Consider the following 21,563-nt stretch of genomic DNA (forward strand, 5'->3'; position numbering starts at 1 on the left):
GACATTCTTATGCTGACGTATTGATATATCAGTTGTTGGAATACTATGTACTGAGAGCCGGGGCGTCAAGGCTCGGACGCACATCGAGAGGAGTCTTGAAAATGGCAAACGCTGGCGGATTACCTGTGGAGGCGGGGGTTTCCTCGGTGCCGCAGCGGGAAGACGACGAGTCCTTTGCCGACTTCGCCTATAGGATTTTGTGCGATGAATTGATCGTTCTGGACATCAAGCCGGGGGAGCCTCTCAACGATGAAGTAATCTCCAAGCGTCTCGGTGTGGGCCGGACGCCAATCCGCGAAGCTATGAAGCGGCTTGAGAGCGACCATTTGGTGGTGGCCTATCCGCGGCGCGGAACGTTCGCCGCGGGCGTGGACATTAAAGATCTGGCTGAAATCTCCGAGATTCGCCACCTTCTGGAGCCTGCCGCAGCCGCGCGGGCTGCGCGGATGGCATCGCCGAAGCTTCGTCAGGAGCTTAGGGACATTGCACGGGAAGTAGAGCAGCTGCTGCCAGGGATGCAGGCGCAGCAGGACCTCATGCGCCTGGACATGCGGGTACACCGGACGATCTATCGCGCCACAGGAAGCCGGCACCTCCAGGATGTCCTGATTCGTTACGACAATCTGGCAACGCGGATTTGGAGCCTGGTGCTGGAAAAGCTCCCGCCGGTGTCCGAGCATATTGCCCAGCATATTGAGCTTCTCGAATGCATCGCGGCTGGGGACTCCGAAGCTGCTGCGCGGTTGACCGCCCAGCACGTCACCGATTTCGAGAAGCTGATCAGGGCTGTGCTGTAGACGGCAACCGGCCGCGGAGGCAGAGGGGCTGGCAAGTGCGTCTACCGGGAATTACCCGGCAGCTTCCAGAGCTAGATCACGCGACTGTTTCCGCGCGGCCTCGGTTGTGTGCAGGAGAAGCAGTGATGTGGTGACGGAGCCCACGCCACCGGGGACAGGGGTCAGCGCCGCGGCGACGCCGCGCACGCTGGCTGCGTCGACATCTCCCACGAGTGATCCGTCGGGAAGGACGTTGGTGCCGACGTCGATCACTACGGCAGCTGAAGACACGTGGTCGCCTTTGAGCAGGCCGGTCCGCCCGGCTGCGACGACCACGACGTCGGCGGTCTTGGTGTATTTCTCCAGCGGACCTGACTTCGAGTGGCAGACGGTAATGGCCGCGTCGCGTTCCAGAAGCAGCAGAGACAACGGCTTCCCGACGACGGCGGAACGGCCAATGACGACGACGTTCCGGCCCGCGAGCGGGATGTCGAAATGGTCAAGGATCTCGATTACGGCGCGGGCCGTGGCCGGCGCGAACGACGGCTGCCCGACAGCCAGTCGCCCAAGGCTCAACGGGTTCGCGCCGTCGATGTCCTTCTCCGGGTCAATATGCCCGACCAGCACATCTGCCTCGACACCAGGAGGCAGAGGCGTCTGGAGGATGATGCCGTTCACTGACGGATCAGCGCTGAGGTCCTTTAGTGCAGTGGCCAAGACCTCCCCGGTAGCGTCGTGGCCAAGGTCCACAATGCGGCAACTGATCCCGGCCCTTTCCGCGGCCCGTTCGATGGACCGGACATACCAGTGCGTGGAGCCGTCGTCCGTTGCCACAACCACCGCGAGCGTTGGGTGCAGCCCGTCGGCTTCCAGTCCCCGGGCCTCATCCTGGGCTTTCTGCTGAATGGTCTTTGCCAGTGTTTTTCCGGAGAGGAGTGAGGTGCTCAACCGAGAATCCTTTCGCGCACACGCCGTACGATGGAGTCCGCCGCAAGGACGACCTTTTCCTCGAGGCCGTCGGTTTGGCCAGCCAACCGTGAACGGGCTGCGGTGTCTTTGATGGCCACCACGTTGATGTCGATGTTCACCCGGGCCGTGGTGGCGGCTGCGCGGGCTGCGTCGGCGGCAGCGGCGATGTCGCTGATCACGTTGGCGTTCGCAACCTCGAAGAGTTCCGTGGCAAGATCCACGATGGCACCGGCGACCTTGATGAGCTGTGCAGGGGGTTGCGCGGCCAGGATGAGGGCTTCCTGGATGGATGCCGTTCGTGCGGCCCTGAGATCTTCCTGTCCGGACGGAAGTTTGTACGAATCGATGACGCCCTGGAACGCATGTTTGTCAGCGTCGGCCAGGCGCAGGGCCTCCACTACGAGTCCGTCGGCGGCGGTGATGGTCCTTTGAACGAGCTCGGCGTGCTGCTCGTATTTCGCACCGGTGGTGTATCGGGCCACCATCGCGACGAGCGCCGCCCCCTGAGCGGCGTGGAGGGCCGCGGCTGCGCCGCCGCCTGGGGTGGGTTCGCGTGCGGCAAGGCTGGCGAGGTATTCGCTGATTGGTTCTGAACTGATCATGTTGTCTCCCTGGGCTGAAGCTCGAGTCGACTAAGCGGGGTGGGGGACGAGCCATGGAAGAGCGGCGGCCCGGACTTTGGTTCGAGGGAATGAGTCCGGGCCGCGCGCCCTCTAATGGTCCGGCGCGTGGTTAGCCGCGGAGCCTGGTCATTGTGGGGTCGTACAGCGGATCTGCGGTGACCGTGGCCTGGATGCGCCGGCCGAAGTACTCGATCTCAACGGAGTCGCCCACCGAGACAGCGGCTGGGAGGTACGCGTAGGCGATCGGTTTGGCGACGGTGTAGCCGTAGGCGGCGCTGGTGACGTAGCCGACTGCCTGGTCTTTGTAAAAGACCGGTTCCTTGCCCAGGACGATGCTCCGGCCGTCGTCGACCGTCAGGCAGCGCAGGTGCCGTGCGGAGTTTTCCTCGGTGCGGCCTTCCAGCGCTTTCTTTCCGACGAAGGATTCCTTGGCCATCTTCACGGCGAATCCCAGCCCGGCTTCCAGGGGATCGTGCTCGGTGGTCATGTCTGTGCCCCAGGAGCGGTAACCCTTTTCAAGACGCAGCGCGCCGAACGCTGCACGACCTGCCGCGATGACACCGTGAGGCTGGCCGGCCTTCCACAGCGCATCCCAGAGGCGCTGCCCATTGTCTGCGCTTGTGTAGAGTTCCCAGCCCAGCTCGCCGACGTAGGACAGGCGCATGGCCGTGACGTTGACGCCGCCGATGACTACCTCCTTGGCGCGGAAGTAACGGAGACCGTCATTGCTGAAATCGTCGCTGCTGACAGTGCTGATCAGGTCCCGGGCGAGGGGGCCCCAGAGACCAATGCAGCACGTGCCGCCCGTCGTGTCGCGCACCTGTACCCAGTCGCTGGCGCTCCCGCTTTCGGTCTGATGGCGGGCTGCCCTCTCAAAGTAGGCAGTGTCGATGTTTCCGTTGGCTCCGAGCTGGAAGGTGTCTTCGCTCAGCCGGGCCACGGTGATGTCGCTTCGGATGCCGCCGGCGTGGTCCAGCAGGAGGGTGTAGGTGACTGCGCCGGGCTTCTTCGCCATGTCCGCGGTGGTGAGTTCCTGCAGCAGCTTCAGTGCGCCCGGGCCGGAGACCTCGAGGCGCTTGAGCGGAGTCATGTCGTACATGGCCACCGCCGTGCGGGTCTTCCAAGCTTCAGCGGCGGCAATCGGCGAGCTGAACATCCCCGACCAGGCGTCGCGGGCCGGCGGCAGCCAGCTGTCCGGCATTTCCTTCAGCAGCTCCGCGTTAGCTTCGAACCAGTAGGGGCGTTCCCATCCGCCGCCCTCCAGGAAGAAACCGCCCAACTGCTTGTGGCGGGCGTGGAACGGACTCACGCGGAGGTTGCGGGGGGAGAGCTTGGACTGGAGTGGGTGGAGGACGTCGTAGATTTCCACGAAATTCTGCTGTGACGTTTCGCTGACGTATTCCGGGGTCAGCTGGACCTCTTCAAAGCGATGAATATCGCAATCACCCAGATCGATCTCCGACCTGCCGGTGGTCAGCAGTTCGGCAACGGCGCGGGCGATACCGGCAGAGTGGGTCACCCACACGGCTTCGGCGACGAAGAAGCCGTCCAACTCCTTGGACTCGCCCACCAGGGATCCGCCGTCGGGGGTGAAGGAGAAGATGCCGTTGAAGCCATCCTCGATGTCGCTTTCCCGCAGCGCGGGCAGCATCCGCTTGGTGGCTTCCCATGCCGGGAGGAAGTCCTCCACGGTGAAATCCAGCCGGGAGGGCATGTTGTGTTCGCTGATCGTGGCGGGCTCAAAGGTGCCGAGTTCGTCAAGGTCCACGGGCATGGGGCGGTGGGCGTAGGAGCCGATGCCGTAGCGGTCGCCGTGCTCGCGGTAGTAAAGGTCCTGGTCCTGGTGTCGCAGAATGGGCAAGGAGGCCCCGTTGGGCAGGTCGTTCTTGCCCTTCAACGCCGGCACCGGAGTGGTCTTGACGTACTGGTGGGCCAAGGGCAGAAGAGGGACGGACATGCCGATCATTTCGCCGATCTTGGCCCCCCAGAAGCCTGCGCAGGAAACCACGATGTCCGCGGGGATAACACCGTCGGACGTCTGGACGCCCGTGACGCGCCGGCCGGACTGTTCAATACCGGTGACCATGGTGTTGCCCCGGTACTGGACGCCCGCGGCTTCGGTACGTTTGATCAGCAGCTGAACGGCGCGGGCGGCGTTGGCCAGGCCGTCGCTGGGGACATGGAGTCCACCCAGGACGTCCTCCTCGTTCAGGAGCGGGTAGAGCTCCATGCACTCTTCACGCGAAAGCATCTTGCCGTTAATTCCATACGATGCCGCGTATCCGAGCTTCCGCTTCAGGTCAGCGAGACGGGTCTCGGTGGTGGCGACCTCGAGGCCGCCGACCTGGTTGAAACAGTTGACGCCGTCCTCGGTCAAGGACAATAGCTTTTCCACCGTGTACTTGGCGAAGAGCGCCATGGACTTTGAGGGGTTCGTCTGGAAGACAAGGCCCGGGGCGTGGGAGGTGGAGCCCCCGGGCATGTTCAGCGGCCCTTGGTCCAGGACGGTGATGTTGTTCCAACCCCGGGTGACCAGTTCATCGGCCAGGTTCGTGCCGACGATTCCGGCTCCGATGATGACAATGCTTGGCGTCGATGCCATGTGGTTTCTCCTGCTGATATTCGTGTGTTGTCTCTGCGGGTTTGGTGGCTTCTACTTACCGGAACACGACGGTGCTGGTCCGATCCAGCAGCACACGGTGTTGGCAGTGCCAGCGTACGGCGCGGGACAGTGCCAGTGCCTCCGCGTCCTGGCCAACCGTTGAAAGGGCGGTCGGTCCGTAGCTGTGGTCGACCCTGATGACTTCCTGTTCGATGATTGGCCCCTCATCCAGTTCCGCGGTGACGTAGTGGGCCGTGGCGCCCACCAACTTGACGCCACGATCGTAGGCCTGGTGGTAAGGGCGCGCACCCTTGAAGCCCGGGAGGAAGGAATGGTGGATGTTGATAGCGCGGCCTGCCAGAGAGCGGCAAAGGTCGTCGGACAGTACCTGCATGTACCGGGCGAGTACGACGAGGTCGATGTTATGCTCGTCCACCAATTCCAGCAGGCGCCGCTCGGCATCTGCCTTGGTCTCGGGGGTCACCGGGAGGTAGATGAAGGGGACGCCGGCGGCCTCGGCCATGGCCCGGTGTGTTTCATGGTTAGAAACCACAAGGGCGATGTCGCCGCCGAGGCTTCCGCCCCGCCAACGAAACAGCAAGTCGTTCAGGCAGTGGCCGAACTTGGACACCATTACGAGGAGGCGCTGCTTCGTCTCGTCATGAAAGCTGAATTTCATGTCGAAGCGGTCAGCGATCGAACGGAATTCTTCCTCGAGCCCGTCCGGGGTGTGGGCAGAGGGGCCCGAGAATGCCGTGCGCAGATGCAGAGTCTCGCGGAGGCCGTCATCGAACTGCTGGTGTTCTTCGATGTTGAAGCCACGCTCAAAGAGGAACGTGGTGACCGCTTGGACGATGCCTGCGCGTTCGACGCACGACAATGTGAGAACGAACTTCTTCGTCGGCTCTTCCCCAAGAATCTCTGACTGGGGCAGCGTGCTGGTAGATGAGTCTGTCGCCATTAGCGTCATGTCTCCGCCTTAGATATATTCTTAGAATTGTTACTGATATATTAGATTTGATCACCAGCGTATACTGGTCATTGGGGGAGGTCAATAGCCTTCTCACTGGAATTGAAGGGGGTCCACGGATGGCTGTCGAAGCTTTGGTGCGTGCTGGTGATGATGCCGCAAGGAGGTCGTTGGCGGATGTGGCCTATGAACGCATTCGGGACCGGCTGCTGATGCTGGACATCAAACCCGGCGATCTCCTTAATGATGACCAGCTCGCCAAGGACCTTGGCGTCGGGCGGACACCGGTGCGCGAAGCCTTGAAGCGGCTGGAGCTCGATCGCCTTGTTGTGTCCTACCCGCGGAGGGGAACTTTCGCGACGCGCGTGGAGGTTACGGACCTTGCGTTCATTTCCGAAATCCGTACGCAGCTTGAACCCCTTGCCGCTTCCCGGGCTGCGCGCGTGGCCACCGCGTCTGCCAGGGAGCAACTGCGCGACGTTATGCGCGAAGTTGAGTCATTCGACGCGAGCGCAGCGTCCGTCGTCGAAACACTGCGGCTGGACGCAAGCGTCCACCGCGGCATCTATGCGGCCGCCGCCAATCCCCACCTCGAAGATGTCCTGATCCGCTACGACAATCTCGCAACACGAATCTGGTGCATGGTCCTGGATCGCCTGCCCGACCTGTCCCGGCACGTCCATGAGCATGTGGACCTGCTCCGTGCCGTTATCGACGGAGATGAGGCGGGCGCCGCTGAACTCGCACGGATCCACGTCAGTGGCTTCGAGCACGCAGTACGCGAAGCTCTTTTCGCCGCCTGACCCAGGCGCCGCCGGCCCCGAAACTAAAGCGCAGCCCGGAATGGGCTGCGCTTTAGCCCGTTCCGGGCCGCTTTGGTCCGCTGCCTGGCCCCCGCCCCGCCGGCCGGGCCGGTTGAAAAATCTGTTGACACCCACCGGCGCCGATAGCATACTTGAGTCACTGAACTAATATATCAACAGGATATTAGAGAGACTAGGAGACATGATGGTCGATGTTCTGACCCGCTCGCTCGCAGAGACCGATCCCCAGATCCACGCCGCTGTGCACCAGGAATTGCTGCGCCAGCAGGGCACATTGGAGATGATCGCCTCCGAAAACTTTGCGCCGACTGCCGTCATGGAAGCCCAGGGATCTGTGCTGACCAACAAGTATGCCGAGGGCTACCCCGGCAAGCGCTACTACGGCGGCTGCGAGCACGTCGACGTGGTCGAGCAGCTGGCCATCGACCGCCTCAAGTCACTCTTCGTCGCTGAATTCGCTAATGTCCAGCCCCACTCCGGCGCCCAGGCCAATGCAGCGGCGATGTTCGCCCTCATCCAGCCCGGCGACACCATCCTGGGGCTGAACCTCGCACACGGTGGCCACTTGACACACGGGATGCGCATTAATTTCTCCGGCAAGCTCTACAAAGTGGTCCCGTATGGCGTTGCCGAAGACACCATGCTGATTGACATGGCTGAAGTCGAGCGCCTGGCGGTCGAGAACAAGCCGAAGCTGATCGTCGCCGGCTGGTCTGCCTACTCCCGGCAGCTGGACTTCGCCGAGTTCCGCCGTATCGCGGACTTGGTAGGGGCCTACCTGATGGTGGACATGGCGCATTTCGCCGGCCTGGTGGCCGCGGGGCTTCACCCGAACCCCGTGCCTCACGCCCACATCGTCACGAGCACCACCCACAAGACCCTTGGCGGCCCGCGCGGTGGTGTGATCCTGACCAACGACGCCGACATCGCCAAGAAGGTCAACTCCGCAGTGTTCCCCGGACAGCAGGGTGGCCCGCTGGAGCACGTCATTGCCGCGAAGGCTGTTGCGTTCAAGCTAGCTGCTGAGCCGTCGTTCCGCGACCGCCAGGAACGCACCCTGGAAGGCGCCCGCATCATCGCAGAACGCATGCTGTCCGCCGACGTTGCAGAGTCCGGCGTGACCGTAGTCAGCGGTGGCACTGACGTGCACCTGGTCCTGGTGGATCTGCGCAATTCGGAATTGGACGGCCAGCAGGGCGAAGACCGCCTGCACCGGATCGGCATCACGGTCAACCGCAACGCCGTGCCCTTCGACCCGCGTCCGCCGATGGTCTCTTCCGGTCTTCGTATCGGCACGCCGGCACTGGCCACACGCGGCTTCGGAAAGGCAGAATTCACCGAGGTCGCGGACATTATCGCCGCAGCACTCAAGCGCGAATTCAGCGACGAGACCGTGGCGGAACTCCGGCAGCGGGTAGAAATCCTGGCCGGAAAGTTTCCCCTCTACCCCAACCTCTCCTCTGACGTGACCGAGGTGGCATGATGGCCGATCTGCTTCCGGAGCACCCGGAATTCCTTTGGCGCAACCCGGACCCCAAGAGGAGCTATGACGCCGTGATTGTGGGCGGCGGCGGGCACGGCCTCGCCACGGCCTACTTCCTGGCCAAGAACCACGGGATGACCAACATTGCTGTCCTGGAAAAGGGCTGGCTCGCCGGCGGCAACATGGCCCGGAACACCACCATCATCCGCTCTAACTACCTCTGGGATGAGAGCGCGGCGATCTACGAGCACGCCCTGAAGCTCTGGGAGATCCTGCCGGAGGAGCTCGAGTACGATTTCCTGTTCAGCCAGCGCGGCGTGATGAACCTGGCCCACACCCTGGGCGATGTGCGCGAGAGCATGCGCCGGGTCGGGGCCAACAAGCTCAATGGCGTGGACGCCGAGTGGCTGGACCCGCAGCAGGTCAAGGAACTTTGCCCCATCCTGAACATCAATGACAACATCCGCTACCCGGTGATGGGCGCCACGTACCAGCCGCGCGCCGGCATCGCCAAGCACGACCACGTGGCCTGGGCGTTCGCCCGCAAATGCGACGAACTGGGCGTCGACATCATCCAGAACTGCGAAGTCACCGGCTTCCTCAAGGACGGCAACCGCGTCGTCGGCGTCAAGACCAACCGCGGCACCATCCACACCGAAAAGGTCGGCCTCTGCGCGGCCGGGCACAGCTCGGTCCTCGCGGAAATGGCCGGGTTCCGGCTGCCCATCCAGTCCCACCCGCTCCAGGCACTGGTGTCCGAACTCCACGAGCCCGTCCACCCCACCGTGGTCATGTCCAACCACGTCCACGTCTACGTCTCCCAGGCCCACAAGGGCGAACTGGTCATGGGCGCCGGCGTCGACTCCTACAACGGCTACGGCCAGCGCGGGTCCTTCCACGTGATCGAGCACCAGATGGCGGCCGCCGTCGAACTCTTCCCCATCTTCGCCCGCGCCCACGTGCTCCGGACCTGGGGCGGGATCGTGGACACCACCCTGGACGCCTCCCCGATCGTGGGGACCACCCCGGTGGAGAACATGTTCGTCAACTGCGGCTGGGGCACTGGCGGCTTCAAGGGCACCCCGGCCGCGGGCCTCACCTTTGCGCACACCATTGCCACGGGAACGCCGCACGAACTGAACAAGCCGTTTGCGCTGGAGCGGTTCGAAACCGGCGCCCTGATCGACGAACACGGCGCCGCCGCCGTGGCCCACTAGAAGAGAGTCCGGACATGCTCCTCATTTCATGCCCCAACTGCGGCTCCCGCGACGAGACCGAATTCCACTACGGCGGCCAGGCCCACATCGCCTACCCCGAAAACCCGAACGAACTGAACGACCGCGAATGGGCCGAGTACCTGTTCTACCGCGACAACACCAAGGGCGCCTTCGCCGAACGCTGGCTGCACAGCACCGGCTGCCGCCAGTGGTTCAACATGCTCCGCGACACGGTCACCTACGAGATCCAGGCTGTCTACCCGATGGGCGCCGCCCGTCCGGACAAAGCCGCCCCGGCGCCTGAATCCGGCACGGCCAGCACCGCCCCGGACAGCACTACCACCGGGACCGCGGCTCCCAGCATCGCTGCAACGAGCATTGCCACAAGCACAGCCCCCGCCAGCGCCACCGCCCCGGAAGGAGCAACCAAGTGACTTCCCAGAACGCCCGCCTCGACGCCGGCGGACGCATCGACCGCACCATCTCCTGGCGGTTCACCGTAGACGGCGAAGAATTCACCGGTCACCCCGGCGACACACTCGCCTCGGCCCTGCTCGCCAACGGCCGCATCGCCGCCGGCAACTCGCTTTACGAGGACCGCGCCCGCGGCATCATGTCCGCCGGCGTGGAGGAATCCAACGCGCTGGTTCGTATTGAACCCCGGTTCCCGGGCCACGTGGCCGAGTCCATGCTCCCCGCCACCACCGTCACCCTGGTGGACGGCCTGAAAGCAGAACTGCTCAACGGACTGGGCAAGCTGGACCCGGAGGAGGACCGCGCCGAGTACGACAAGAAGTACGTCCACACCGACGTCCTGGTCATCGGCGGCGGCCCCGCCGGCCTGGCCGCCGCCCGCGAGGCCGTACGCACCGGCGCCCGGGTGATCCTTATGGACGACCAGCCCGAGTTGGGAGGTTCGCTCCTGTCAGGGTCCGTGGCTCCCGGCCTGGTCGAGACCATTGAAGGCAAGCCGGCCCTGGAATGGGTGGCGGACGTTGAGGCCGAATTGGTTTCCGCTTCCGAGTGCACCGTCCTGAACCGCACCACCGCCTTCGGCGCCTACGACGCCAACTACGTCATCGCCGTCCAGAACCGCACCGACCACCTGTCCAGCCCCGCAGCGCCCGGCGTGTCCCGCCAGCGGATCTGGCACGTGCGCGCCAACCAGGTGGTGGTTGCTCCCGGCGCCCACGAACGCCCGCTGGTGTTCGAGAACAACGACCGCCCCGGCATCATGCTCGCCTCGGCCGTCCGCACTTACCTCAACCGCTACGCCGTCGCGGCCGGGCAGCGCGTTCTTATCAGCACCACCAATGACAGCGCCTACGCCCTGGCTGCGGACCTGCAGGCCGCCGGCGTCAAGGTCGACGCAGTCGTCGATGCCCGTGCCAAGTTCACGGACGTTGCGGCGGCCGCCGTCGAAGCAGGCACCCGGGTGCTGATCGGCAGCGCCGTTGCCAACACCACCGGCTCGGACTCCGGCGACGGCCGGCTCAACGCCGTCACGGTCCGCAGCATCAACGACGACGGCGACCTCACCTCCGGCATCGAAGAGTTCGCCTGCGATCTGCTGGCCGTTTCCGGGGGCTGGAGCCCGCTGGTCCACCTCCACTCCCAGCGCCAGGGCAAGCTGCGCTGGGACGACGAGCTCGCCGCTTTTGTGCCGAGCACCGTGGTCCCGAACCAGCAGACCATCGGCTCCGGCCGCGGCAGCTTCGAGCTCGAGGACTGCGTGGCCGAGGGCATCTCAGCCGGAACATCGGCAGCCATCGCCGCAGGCTTCAACCCTGAAAATGCTGGCGCAGTCGTCGATCCGCTGGTTTTTTCGGAACCGAAGGCGTCGGCCCCGACCCGGCAGCTGTGGCTCGTTCCCGGCCAGTCCGGCACCCCGGAGGACTGGCACCACCACTTCGTTGACTTCCAGCGCGACCAGTCTGTAGCCGACGTCCTGCGCTCCACCGGCGCCGGCATGCGCTCGGTGGAACACATCAAGCGCTACACCTCGATCAGCACCGCCAACGACCAGGGCAAGACGTCCGGCGTCAACGCCATTGGCGTCATCGCCGCGGCATTGCGGCAGGCCGGCGAAGCGTCCCGCGGCATCGGGGACATCGGGACCACCACCTACCGGGCACCGTTCACCCCCGTGGCGTTCGCCGCCCTGGCCGGGCGCCAGCGCGGCGAACTCTTCGACCCCGCCCGCGTCACCTCTATCCACCCGTGGCACGTCGCCCATGGTGCCCTCTTCGAGGACGTCGGGCAGTGGAAGCGCCCCTGGTACTACCCGCAGGCCGGCGAGGACATGGACGCTGCGGTGCTCCGCGAATGCGCCGCCGTCCGCGGCTCCGTGGGCTTTATGGACGCCACCACCCTGGGCAAAATCGAAATCCGCGGCAAGGACGCCGGTGAGTTCCTCAACCGGATCTACACGAACGCGTTCAAGAAGCTCGCGCCGGGTTCCGCCCGCTACGGCGTGATGTGCATGGCAGACGGCATGATTTTCGACGACGGTGTGACCCTGCGTCTCGACGACGACCGCTTCTTCATGACCACCACCACCGGCGGCGCCGCCAAGGTGCTCGACTGGCTGGAGGAATGGCTGCAGACCGAATGGCCGGACCTGGACGTGCACTGCACCTCGGTGACGGAACAGTGGAGCACCATCGCCGTCGTCGGACCCAAATCCCGCGCGGTACTCGCAAAGGTGGCACCGCAGCTTGCCGCCGACGGCGGACTGGAAGCGGAAGCCTTCCCGTTCATGACCTTCCGCGAAACCACCCTCGCCTCCGGCGTGCAGGCCCGGGTCTGCCGGATCTCGTTCTCCGGCGAACTCGCCTACGAGATCAACGTTCCGTCCTGGTACGGGCTGAACACCTGGGAAGCCGTGGCAGCGGCCGGAGCGGAATTCAACATCACCCCCTACGGCACCGAAACCATGCACGTGCTGCGGGCCGAAAAGGGCTACCCGATCGTCGGCCAGGACACCGACGGGACCGTCACCCCGCAGGACGCCGGGATGGAATGGGTGGTGTCCAAGGCCAAGGACTTCATCGGCAAACGGTCCTACGCCCGCCAGGACGCGGGCCGCACCGACCGGAAACACCTGGTCAGCGTCCTTCCCGTGGACGGCACGATCCGGCTGCCCGAAGGAACCCAACTGGTGGAAAAGGGGATAGCCACAAACCCCGCCGACGGCCCGGTCCCCATGCAGGGATTCGTGACCTCGAGCTACCACAGCGCCGCCCTTGGACGTTCCTTTGGGCTGGCACTGATCAAGAATGGCCGCAACCGCATCGGTGAGACCCTCGTGGCCGCCGCCGGCGACCAGCTCGTGGATGTTGTCGTCGCAGAAACCGTACTTTATGACCCCGAAGGGACCCGCAAAGATGGCTAAGACAGCAGCACTGACAGGCGTCAATGGACTCCGGGACATCCGCCGCAGCCCCGCCTCCCACCTGGCCGAGGCCCTGCAGGCTGGCTCCGTCCCGGGCAAGGTCGTCCTCAGCGAAGGCCCGTTCCAGACCATGGTCGGAGTCCGCGTGGACCCTCGCTCCGAGGAAGGCTCGCGAATCGCCCGCGTAGCCGGCAACCTGCCGGTGCGCTGCGGCGAAGTGACCGGCACGGACAGCATCAGCGTCCTCTGGCTCGGACCTTCCGAGTTCCTGGTGGTGGCACCGGAAGCTGCCCATGATTCCTTGGGCGGCAACCTCATCGGATCCCTCGTGGAAGCACTGGGCGACGCCCCGGGCCAAGTGGTGGACCTCTCCGCGAACCGCACCACGTTCGAGCTCTCAGGCCCGCAGGCCCGGGCAGTTCTGGAAAAGGGCTGCTCCCTGGACCTGCACCCCCGCAGCTTCACCGCGGGAACAGCCCTGAACACCGAGGTAGGCAACATCCCGGTGGTCCTTGAGAAGACCGGGGAGGAAAGCTTCCGGCTCTTCCCGCGAGCCTCCTTCGCGGAGTTCCTGGGCCGGTGGCTCCTCGATGCAATGCGCGAGTACGACTCGCCGGAGGTCCCCTGATGGCGCTTAGCGTCCTGGATCTGTTCTCTGTTGGCATCGGGCCCTCGTCGTCACACACGGTCGGCCCGATGCGGGCGGCAAAGCTGTTCGCCGACGGACTCAAGGGCGACGGCCACCTGAGCGCCACCAAACGCGTCCAGGCTGAGTTGTTCGGTTCGCTGGGTGCCACCGGGCGGGGCCATGGCTCGGACAAGGCAGTGGTCCTGGGCTTCAAAGGGCTGGACCCGGAAACCGTGGACACCGCCACGGCTGATGACCAGGTGGCCGCCGCGGCCCTCGACGCCGAACTGTGGGTATGCGGGGACCACCGGGTGGATTTCAACTGGGACGAGGACGTGGTGCTGCACCGGCGCAAGTCCCTCCCGGCGCACCCGAACGGTATGACCTTCCGGGCCCTCGACCACTCTGGGGCCGTCCTGAGCGAACGGAGCTTCTATTCAATTGGGGGCGGCTTTGTGGTGGACGGCGACGCCGACGCCGGCGACCGTGTGGTGGCCGACGCTACAGTTCTCCCCTTCCCGTTCACCACGGCCGACGAACTCCTGGAGATCTGCAAGCGGGAGGGCATGTCCATCTCCGACGTGATGCTCGCCAACGAACTCGTCTGGCGCAGCGAAGCGGAACTCCGCGAAAAGCTGCTGGCACTGTGGGCGGTCATGCGCGAATGCGTGGACAACGGCTGCGCAGCGGAGGGAATCCTGCCCGGCGGACTGAACGTCAGGCGCCGGGCGCCGTCGCTCTTCCAGACCCTCACGGCGGACACCGGCGTCACCGATCCGCTCCGGGCCATGGAGTGGGTGAACCTCTTCGCCCTCGCGGTCAACGAGGAAAACGCCGCGGGCGGCCGCATCGTCACCGCCCCGACCAACGGCGCGGCCGGCATTGTGCCCGCGGTGCTGCATTACTACATCAAGTTTGTTCCGGGAGCCGACGACGACGGCGTGGTCCGCTTCCTGCTGGCGGCGGCCGCCGTCGGAATTCTCTTCAAGATCAACGCCTCCATCTCCGGAGCCGAAGTCGGCTGCCAGGGCGAGGTGGGCTCGGCCTGCTCGATGGCGGCCGCCGGCCTGTGCGAGGTCCTGGCCGGCACCCCCGAGCAAGTGGAGAACGCCGCCGAGGTGGGGATCGAACACAACCTTGGCCTGACCTGCGACCCCGTCGGCGGCCTGGTGCAGATTCCCTGCATCGAACGGAACGCGATCGCCAGCGTGAAGGCCATCAACGCCGCGCGGTTGTCCCTGCACGGGGACGGCAGCCACAAAGTGTCGTTGGACAAAGCCATCAAAACCATGCGCGAGACAGGAGCGGACATGAAAACCAAGTACAAGGAAACCTCCCGCGGGGGTCTCGCCGTCAACGTCATCGAGTGCTGAGCCCTGAAGGACCGGTAGCCCCAAGTGTGAACAAGCACCCAGGCAGGCATCCCATTAGTAAACGCCTGGCTTCGCAGGCATCCCGCCCCTTGGAGCAAGAAGTGTCCCTTAGACCACACTCATACGAACATGTCACCGTCGCCGGCGTGACCGGTGTGGTGGAACAATCCGCTGACGACGACTCCGTCCTTTGGATTGCGGCCGCCGGAGCCAGCACGCGAAAGCTCTTTAATAAGCCGACCGGATATAAGATCCGGGCCTAGCCGGCTCAGGGAGTGCTACTTCCACCCGTAAGCAGTGTCCCGGGTAGAGAGGCGCGGTGGCGTGCGACCGAGCGTTGGAGCAGGGCGTCCTGTCAGCGGGGTGCACCGTCACGATTTTGGCCATATTCTGGCCAAGTGATTACAAACGCCATGAAGTCGGGCCAACAGATTGACAGGCAGGCGCGCATTCTCGAAGCGGCACTGGAGCTGCTGTCGCGCCACGGCATCTCAGGTGTCAATATGCGCGCGGTGGCCCGGGAAGCCGGCGTCGCACTCGGGCTGGTGAACTACTACTTCGAAGACAAGATGAGCCTCATTCGTGCGGCCTTGCATCAGATTGACGAGCGCGACGTCAAGATGATTGCCCCCGATCCGGCATCGCCCCCCGACAGGCAGCTCCAGAAGGCTCTACGCCGCGTTGCGGACCCGGAATTCCTCACCACCGAACATCTGTCCCTGCGCCTCCACCTTTGGGCACTCGCGCAGGCCCATGAAGACTTTGCGCTGATTAACGCGGCGGCCTTCGAGCGGTACCTCAGTGGACTCGCGGCGCTGATAGGTAATGCCAAACCTGAACTTTCCAGTGATGAATGCAGGGTGCGGGCGGCTGACATTGTTGTCGTGCAAAACGGGATGTGGCTGACAGCGCTCCTGGGCGTGGACGAGGCCTCCATCCAAAGGAGCCTCGCCCGAACTGAGGAGATCGCCTTCGCCGCCTAGCGGGGATTGCCTAGGAATTCCGTGAAGGCGCCACCGCCTTCTCCAGCGACGCTAGAACTCTTCAAGCTCAGCCGCCGCGCGGCCCGCCAGCCCCTGGCGCGTACCGAGGCGCCGCAGCCTTTGCACGCAACAAACAAACTTTCTGAACACTTGTCCAGTAGTGCTATTGAACACTTGTTCAAGTTACATTACTGTTCAGCGGTATGACCTACACCACACCAGCAACGTCTCGCGGTTTCACCGGAGCGCCACGGTGCACCGCCAGTTTCCGGAAGCAGGATCACCGGCCCTGGGCGGAAGATCTGCGCCAGGCAGAAGGAGAGTTTGCAGCATGACAAAAACCAACTACGACTACGTCATCGTCGGTGGCGGAAGCGCGGGGTCCGTGCTTGCCAACCGTCTGAGCGATGGAGGCCAGAGCAGCGTCCTGGTCCTCGAAGCGGGGCGGAGTGACTACCCCTGGGACCTCTTCATCCAGATGCCCGCCGCGCTGACCTTTCCCAGCGGCAATCCTTTGTACGACTGGCGATACGAGTCGGACCCCGAGCCTCACATGGGCGGCCGTCGGGTAGCGCACGCACGCGGCAAGGTACTGGGCGGGTCCAGCTCAATCAACGGCATGATCTTCCAGCGCGGAAACCCGCTCGACTACGAACGCTGGGGCGCGGACGCCGGGATGGAAACATGGGACTTCGCGCATTGCCTGCCGTACTTCAACAGGATGGAAAACGCGACCGCCGCGGACCCGGACGATGAACTGCGAGGGCACTCAGGCCCCCTCGTGCTGGAACGCGGCCCGGCCACGAACCCCCTGTTCCAGGCTTTCTTCGCCGCCGCCCAGGAAGCCGGGTACCCGCTGACGGATGACGTCAACGGGTACCGCCAGGAAGGCTTCGCCGCATTTGACCGCAACGTCCACAAAGGCCAGCGGCTCTCGGCGTCCCGCGCCTACCTCCGGCCGAATTTCGGCCGGGACAACTTGACCATCCTGACCCGGGCCTTGGTCACCAAGGTCAACTTCACGGGCAACGTGGCTACCGGTGTCACTTACCGCCGCAACGGCACGACGCACCAGGTGAACGCAGGCGAAGTGATCCTCGCAGGCGGCGCCATCAACACCCCACAGTTGCTCCAGCTCTCCGGCGTTGGAGACGCGCCCCACCTGAACTCCCTGGGCATCAACTCCGTGGTCAACCTGCCCGGCGTCGGCGAAAACCTCCAAGACCACCTCGAGGTCTACATCCAGCACGCCTGCACCCAGCCGGTCTCCATGCAGCCTAACCTTGACCTGTGGCGCTACCCGCTGATCGGGCTCCAGTGGCTGCTGGGCCGGACGGGACCGGCAGCCACCAACCACTTCGAGGGCGGCGGCTTCGTCCGCTCCAACGAGGACGTTGCGTACCCGAACCTGATGTTCCATTTCCTCCCGGTCGCAGTCCGCTACGACGGCCAGAAGGCCGATGCCAAGCACGGCTACCAGGTGCACATCGGCCCCATGTACTCCGACTCCCGCGGCACCCTCAAGATCAAGTCCACCGATCCCACCGTGCACCCGTCCATGGTGTTCAACTATCTCTCCACGGACCAGGACCGCCGCGAATGGGTTGAGGCCGTTCGAGTTGCCCGTGACATCCTGGGCCAGTCCGCCATGGTCCCCTTCAGCGGGGGCGAGCTGTCTCCGGGCCGGGCCGTGCAGACGGACGCGGAGATCCTCGACTGGGTTGCCCGCGACGCCGAAACAGCACTCCACCCGTCCTGCACTGCGAAGATGGGCCCCGATTCCGATCCCATGGCTGTAGTGAACCCGCTGGACATGTCCGTGCACGGCACCAGGGGCCTGCGCGTGGTGGACGCCTCCGCAATGCCCTATGTCACCAACGGCAACATCTACGCGCCTGTCATGATGCTCGCTGAAAAGGCCGCCGACCTGATCGCCGGCAACGCACCTTTGGCGCCGCAGCACACGGAGTTCTACCGGCACGGCGTCAGCCCGCTGGAGCGTAACGGCAACGCCGCCCCTGCGACCAGGGGCTAGGAATGATGGATGCACACACCAGAAGGGGAGACAATGACTGCCACAGCTGAGCAAGTCCATCAGGCCGGGAAATCACGGGATTCCATCAAGGGCCTCTACATCGGCGGAGCCTGGCAGCAGGCGTCCGACGGCGGCACCACATCCGTGCGCTGCCCGGCAGACGGGCACGAAGTGGCAGTTGTCGCGTCGTCCACCGTAGAGGATGCCGAGCGGGCGATCGCCAGTGCACGGGTAACGTTCGATGGAGGCCCGTGGCGCAGGCTCACGGATATCGAGCGGGGCACCGTGCTGCTTCGCGTGGCCGACCTGCTTGAGCGGGACAAGGCCGCCTACGCCCGGGCGGAGGCGCTCGACACCGGCAAACGCCTCGTCGAGGCCGAGTACGACATAGACGACATTGCTGCCTGCTTCCGCTACTACGGAAAGATCGCAGGCCTCGACGCCGGCCGGGTGATCGACACGGGCCGGCCCAACGCCATCAGCCGCGTGGTCTACGAGCCGCTCGGTGTCTGTGCCCTCATCGCACCGTGGAACTACCCGCTCCTCCAGGCTGCATGGAAGGTGGCGCCAGCACTCGTCGCCGGAAACTCGTTCGTGCTAAAGCCCAGCGAGCTCACACCGTCCACCTCGATCCTGCTCATGGAAACCCTCGAAGAGGCAGGCGTGCCTGCCGGCGTCGCCAATCTCGTCACCGGACCCGGCTCGACGGTGGGCGGCCCACTCAGCTCCGACCCGCGCGTCGACCTCGTCTCCCTGACCGGAAGCCTGGCCACAGGCCAGACGATCATGGCCGCGGCCGCGGCGACAGTGAAGAACGTCGCCTTCGAACTCGGCGGGAAGAACCCGAACGTCGTCTTCGCGGACGCCGACTGGGACGCCGCCGTCGACAACGCCCTCACTGCCGTTTTCCTGCACTCCGGGCAGGTCTGCTCGGCAGGGGCGCGGCTCGTCGTCGAGGAGTCGATTGCAGACCGCTTTGTGGCCGAGATCGTGGAACGGGCGAAAAAGATCCGCATGGGCGGGCCGTTCGATCCCGACGCCGAGACCGGGCCGCTCATTTCCGCCAAGCACCGGGACCAGGTCCACGCCTACGTTCAGGCCGGCATTGCGGAGGGCGCCGAGCTACTGTGTGGCGGCTACATCCCTGACGAGGGACCGCTCGCCCACGGTTACTTCTACCCGCCCACCGTACTCGGCAGCTGCCGCTCCGGCATGAGCGTACTGCGCGAGGAGTCATTCGGCCCGGTGCTGACCATCGAGACGTTCCGGACCGAGGATCAGGCCATCGCAATCGCGAACGATACAGAGTACGGCCTGGCCGGCGCGGTATGGACATCGGACGCCTCTAAAGCGCAGCGCGTCGCCGGCGCCCTCCGGCACGGAACCGTGTGGATCAACGACTACCACCCGTACGTACCCCAGGCTGAGTGGGGCGGCTTCGGGAAGTCCGGGATCGGCCGCGAACTCGGCCGGGCGGGCCTCAATGAGTACCGCGAGGCAAAGCACATCTGGCAGAACATCCAGCCCGCACCCAGCGGCTGGTTCGGCGCGGCTCCGGCTCCGAAGGAAACGGGGGAGGGCACAGCCAACTAGGCAACAGCATTGGGGAAACAGCCGGGCGCCACAACGGCGCGGCGCCCGGTCGCTTGGTTTCATCTGCGTCCAAAGCGGCCGCAAATCAACACCATCGTGCTTTTCTGACTTAGGAGTTCCATTGACAGAACCCAGCAAGAGTACTGATTCAAGCGGCATGGACCAGTTCGGCTATGCCCAGACCCTGGACCGAAGCATCGGCAAGTTCGCCAGCTTCGCGGCCGGAGTCAGCTACATCTCCATCCTTACCGGCGTTTTTCAACTGTTCTATTTCGGTTTCGCGATGGCCGGCCCGGCCTACGCCTGGTCCTGGCCGATTGTCTTCGCCGGGCAGCTGATGGTGGCCTTATGCTTCGCCGAACTGGCAGGGCGTTACCCTGTGGCCGGTTCGGTCTACAACTGGGCCAAAAGGCTCTCCTCCAGCACTTTCGCCTGGCTGGCCGGGTGGCTGTTGTTAATTTCCTCAATTATGGCCCTGGGCGCCGTGGCACTGGCCCTCCAGCTCACCCTGCCCCAGATCTGGTCCGGGTTCCAGATCATCGGTGACGGCACCGGCACCTACGACTTCGCCCTCAACGGGGTACTGCTCGCGAGCATCATGATCGGCATCTCCACCCTCATCAACGCCTTCGGGGTGAAACTCATGACCAAGATCAACAGCGTAGGCGTCCTCGTTGAACTTGTTGCCGCGGTGTTGCTTATCCTCGCACTTGCATGGCACATGGTCCGCGGACCCGGTGTCCTCTTCGAAACCACCGGGTTTGGGGCGGACCACCCCTTGGGCTTCTTCGGAGTGTTCATCATCGGCGCCATGGCATCGGGCTACGTAATGTACGGCTTTGATACCGCCAGCTCCCTCGGAGAAGAGACGAAGGACCCGAAGCGCACAGCACCCAGGGCCATCCTGCGGGCGATCACCGCGTCCTTTGTGCTGGGCGGACTGATCCTGCTCACCGGACTCCTCGCGGCCCCGGACCTAAATGATCCCAAGCTGGGCTCTGCTGACGGCGGCCTGCAATACATAGTGCTCTCCGTGCTGGGCGGCCCCTTCGGCAAAGCCTTCCTGCTGTGCATCGTGGTGGCCGTCATGGTCTGCACGCTGGCCGTCCACGCCGCCGCCATCCGCATGATGTTCGCAATGGCCCGGGACAACAACCTTCCGTTCAGCCGCCACCTGGGCAAGGTACACCCCGTCCGGAAGACCCCAACGGTCGCCGCCATCGTGATCGGAATCATCGCGATCATCCCGCTGATCGTGAACGTCTCCCAGCCCGCCATCTTCACCATCCTCTCCAGCATCAGCATTGTCCTGATCTACCTCTCCTACCTGCTGGTGACCGTGCCCATGCTTCGGAACCGCCTGGCCAGAAAGTGGCCGCTGCCCGATGACGGCACCGAGCCCGGCTTCAGCCTGGGCAAATGGGGACTGCCGGTGAACATCCTCGCGGTCCTGTGGGGCGGCGCCATGACACTGAACCTCATCTGGCCACGCCCGGAAATTTACAACTCCGTGCCGCCATTCGAGTGGTACCTGCAGTGGGGCGGGGTTCTCTTCGTCGCTGCCGTCACCCTCACCGGCGTCCTGATGTACCGACTGAAGCTTCGGCACCAGACGGGTGTCCTCGCCGGGCACGCAGCCGCAACCACAGCACCTACGTCGCTGGGCTCCGCCGAGACGAAATCGGGTGTGCCCATTAGCGTGATGTAACGGCCCGGCTCCCGGACGTGAGGCGGCCACCGCGTGATTCTTGAAACGACCCACCAAAGTACGTTTCGAAGAGAGCTCACGCGGTGGCCGCACCCATGTGATGGATGCTGATCAGGATGTGGTCAGCAGGCAGCGTCGCCGGCGTCGGACACTCCGAGCGGACCCGCCGCCTCAGTCACGGCAACCGCAGCACCGAGCCAAGGGTCCTCGGGTGGGTCACCGAGCGCTACTGGCGCCCCGACGGCGTCGGCGGCCTGGACTCAGTACACGACGGCGGACGGCCAACTGACATTCGACTTGCCCGCCGCGTGGACCGTCAGGGATCCCGCCGGTGAGCTGGCAGAAGGCGGGGGATTCTGCGTGCTATAGATTCCACTTCTTCCTC

At 64.6% G+C, this 21,563-nt stretch carries 16 protein-coding genes; 12 read left to right on the forward strand and 4 right to left on the reverse strand.

Going from position 1 to position 21,563, the window contains the following annotated elements; all coding sequences use genetic code 11:
* The first annotated feature begins 101 nt into the window (after window positions 1-101).
* Window positions 102-797 carry a GntR family transcriptional regulator gene (locus tag ABIC21_RS08060; protein ID WP_354349878.1) on the forward strand — a complete coding sequence of 232 codons (696 nt, stop codon included), beginning with the start codon at window positions 102-104 and terminating at the stop codon, window positions 795-797.
* 51 nt (window positions 798-848) lie between these two features.
* Here ABIC21_RS08060 and ABIC21_RS08065 read toward each other — a convergent pair whose 3' ends face one another.
* From ABIC21_RS08065 to purU, 4 genes are all read right to left on the reverse strand, one after another.
* The gene (locus ABIC21_RS08065; RefSeq protein WP_354349879.1) at window positions 849-1,724 is read right to left on the reverse strand and encodes a bifunctional 5,10-methylenetetrahydrofolate dehydrogenase/5,10-methenyltetrahydrofolate cyclohydrolase; all 876 of its coding nucleotides are present in this window, start codon (window positions 1,722-1,724) and stop codon (window positions 849-851) included.
* Window positions 1,721-2,347 (reverse strand): cyclodeaminase/cyclohydrolase family protein, encoded by a 627-nt coding sequence (locus ABIC21_RS08070; protein WP_354349880.1) that lies wholly within the window; start codon window positions 2,345-2,347, stop codon window positions 1,721-1,723. The genes ABIC21_RS08065 and ABIC21_RS08070 overlap by 4 nt, the downstream gene beginning before the upstream one ends.
* A gap of 130 nt (window positions 2,348-2,477) precedes the next feature.
* A complete protein-coding gene (locus tag ABIC21_RS08075; RefSeq protein ID WP_354349881.1) occupies window positions 2,478-4,970 on the reverse strand; it encodes a GcvT family protein in 2,493 nt (830 codons plus the stop codon).
* A gap of 55 nt (window positions 4,971-5,025) precedes the next feature.
* Window positions 5,026-5,940, reverse strand: coding sequence for a formyltetrahydrofolate deformylase (gene purU / locus ABIC21_RS08080; protein ID WP_354349882.1), 915 nt, complete (start codon window positions 5,938-5,940; stop codon window positions 5,026-5,028).
* Window positions 5,941-6,059: 119 nt separating this feature from the next.
* Here purU and ABIC21_RS08085 point away from each other — a divergent pair, with 119 nt between their 5' ends.
* The 11 genes from ABIC21_RS08085 (at window position 6,060) to ABIC21_RS08135 (ending at window position 21,178) form a co-directional block, all read left to right on the forward strand.
* Window positions 6,060-6,743 carry a GntR family transcriptional regulator gene (locus ABIC21_RS08085; protein WP_354349883.1) on the forward strand — a complete coding sequence of 228 codons (684 nt, stop codon included), beginning with the start codon at window positions 6,060-6,062 and terminating at the stop codon, window positions 6,741-6,743.
* A gap of 205 nt (window positions 6,744-6,948) precedes the next feature.
* Complete coding sequence (glyA, locus tag ABIC21_RS08090; protein ID WP_354349915.1) at window positions 6,949-8,247, forward strand: serine hydroxymethyltransferase; 1,299 nt, start codon at window positions 6,949-6,951, stop codon at window positions 8,245-8,247.
* Window positions 8,244-9,464 carry a sarcosine oxidase subunit beta family protein gene (locus ABIC21_RS08095; protein WP_502935969.1) on the forward strand — a complete coding sequence of 407 codons (1,221 nt, stop codon included), beginning with the start codon at window positions 8,244-8,246 and terminating at the stop codon, window positions 9,462-9,464. Before glyA ends, ABIC21_RS08095 begins: the two co-directional genes overlap by 4 nt.
* Window positions 9,465-9,478: 14 nt before the next feature.
* Window positions 9,479-9,898: a sarcosine oxidase subunit delta gene (locus ABIC21_RS08100; RefSeq protein WP_354349884.1), complete on the forward strand. Its 420-nt coding sequence runs from the start codon at window positions 9,479-9,481 to the stop codon at window positions 9,896-9,898.
* Window positions 9,895-12,858: a 2Fe-2S iron-sulfur cluster-binding protein gene (locus tag ABIC21_RS08105; RefSeq protein ID WP_354349885.1), complete on the forward strand. Its 2,964-nt coding sequence runs from the start codon at window positions 9,895-9,897 to the stop codon at window positions 12,856-12,858. Before ABIC21_RS08100 ends, ABIC21_RS08105 begins: the two co-directional genes overlap by 4 nt.
* Window positions 12,851-13,486 carry a sarcosine oxidase subunit gamma gene (locus ABIC21_RS08110; protein WP_354349886.1) on the forward strand — a complete coding sequence of 212 codons (636 nt, stop codon included), beginning with the start codon at window positions 12,851-12,853 and terminating at the stop codon, window positions 13,484-13,486. The genes ABIC21_RS08105 and ABIC21_RS08110 overlap by 8 nt, the downstream gene beginning before the upstream one ends.
* Entirely contained in the window at window positions 13,486-14,859 is a 1,374-nt protein-coding gene (locus ABIC21_RS08115; RefSeq protein WP_354349887.1) for an L-serine ammonia-lyase, read from the forward strand. The genes ABIC21_RS08110 and ABIC21_RS08115 overlap by 1 nt, the downstream gene beginning before the upstream one ends.
* Window positions 14,860-15,272: 413 nt before the next feature.
* Complete coding sequence (locus ABIC21_RS08120; RefSeq protein WP_502935973.1) at window positions 15,273-15,842, forward strand: TetR/AcrR family transcriptional regulator; 570 nt, start codon at window positions 15,273-15,275, stop codon at window positions 15,840-15,842.
* Window positions 15,843-16,173: 331 nt separating this feature from the next.
* The gene (betA, locus tag ABIC21_RS08125) at window positions 16,174-17,877 is read left to right on the forward strand and encodes a choline dehydrogenase (protein WP_354349889.1); all 1,704 of its coding nucleotides are present in this window, start codon (window positions 16,174-16,176) and stop codon (window positions 17,875-17,877) included.
* A 33-nt stretch (window positions 17,878-17,910) separates the two neighbouring features.
* Window positions 17,911-19,470, forward strand: coding sequence for an aldehyde dehydrogenase family protein (locus ABIC21_RS08130; RefSeq protein ID WP_354349890.1), 1,560 nt, complete (start codon window positions 17,911-17,913; stop codon window positions 19,468-19,470).
* A 157-nt stretch (window positions 19,471-19,627) separates the two neighbouring features.
* Entirely contained in the window at window positions 19,628-21,178 is a 1,551-nt protein-coding gene (locus tag ABIC21_RS08135; protein ID WP_354349917.1) for an APC family permease, read from the forward strand.
* The last annotated feature ends 385 nt before the right edge of the window (window positions 21,179-21,563 follow it).

Origin of the sequence: Pseudarthrobacter sp. PvP090 (genome assembly GCF_040547365.1) — a bacterium.
In the GTDB taxonomy this organism is placed as follows: Bacteria; Actinomycetota; Actinomycetes; order Actinomycetales; family Micrococcaceae; genus Arthrobacter.

Coding starts and splice junctions, on each gene's coding strand:
- ABIC21_RS08060 (WP_354349878.1), top strand. CDS start 102: ATGGCAAACGCTGGCGGATTACCTGTGGAGGCGGGGGTTTCCTCGGTG.
- ABIC21_RS08070 (WP_354349880.1), bottom strand. CDS start 2,347: ATGATCAGTTCAGAACCAATCAGCGAATACCTCGCCAGCCTTGCCGCA.
- ABIC21_RS08075 (WP_354349881.1), bottom strand. CDS start 4,970: ATGGCATCGACGCCAAGCATTGTCATCATCGGAGCCGGAATCGTCGGC.
- purU (WP_354349882.1), bottom strand. CDS start 5,940: ATGACGCTAATGGCGACAGACTCATCTACCAGCACGCTGCCCCAGTCA.
- ABIC21_RS08085 (WP_354349883.1), top strand. CDS start 6,060: ATGGCTGTCGAAGCTTTGGTGCGTGCTGGTGATGATGCCGCAAGGAGG.
- glyA (WP_354349915.1), top strand. CDS start 6,949: ATGGTCGATGTTCTGACCCGCTCGCTCGCAGAGACCGATCCCCAGATC.
- ABIC21_RS08095 (WP_502935969.1), top strand. CDS start 8,244: ATGATGGCCGATCTGCTTCCGGAGCACCCGGAATTCCTTTGGCGCAAC.
- ABIC21_RS08100 (WP_354349884.1), top strand. CDS start 9,479: ATGCTCCTCATTTCATGCCCCAACTGCGGCTCCCGCGACGAGACCGAA.
- ABIC21_RS08110 (WP_354349886.1), top strand. CDS start 12,851: ATGGCTAAGACAGCAGCACTGACAGGCGTCAATGGACTCCGGGACATC.
- ABIC21_RS08115 (WP_354349887.1), top strand. CDS start 13,486: ATGGCGCTTAGCGTCCTGGATCTGTTCTCTGTTGGCATCGGGCCCTCG.
- ABIC21_RS08120 (WP_502935973.1), top strand. CDS start 15,273: ATGAAGTCGGGCCAACAGATTGACAGGCAGGCGCGCATTCTCGAAGCG.
- betA (WP_354349889.1), top strand. CDS start 16,174: ATGACAAAAACCAACTACGACTACGTCATCGTCGGTGGCGGAAGCGCG.
- ABIC21_RS08130 (WP_354349890.1), top strand. CDS start 17,911: ATGACTGCCACAGCTGAGCAAGTCCATCAGGCCGGGAAATCACGGGAT.
- ABIC21_RS08135 (WP_354349917.1), top strand. CDS start 19,628: ATGGACCAGTTCGGCTATGCCCAGACCCTGGACCGAAGCATCGGCAAG.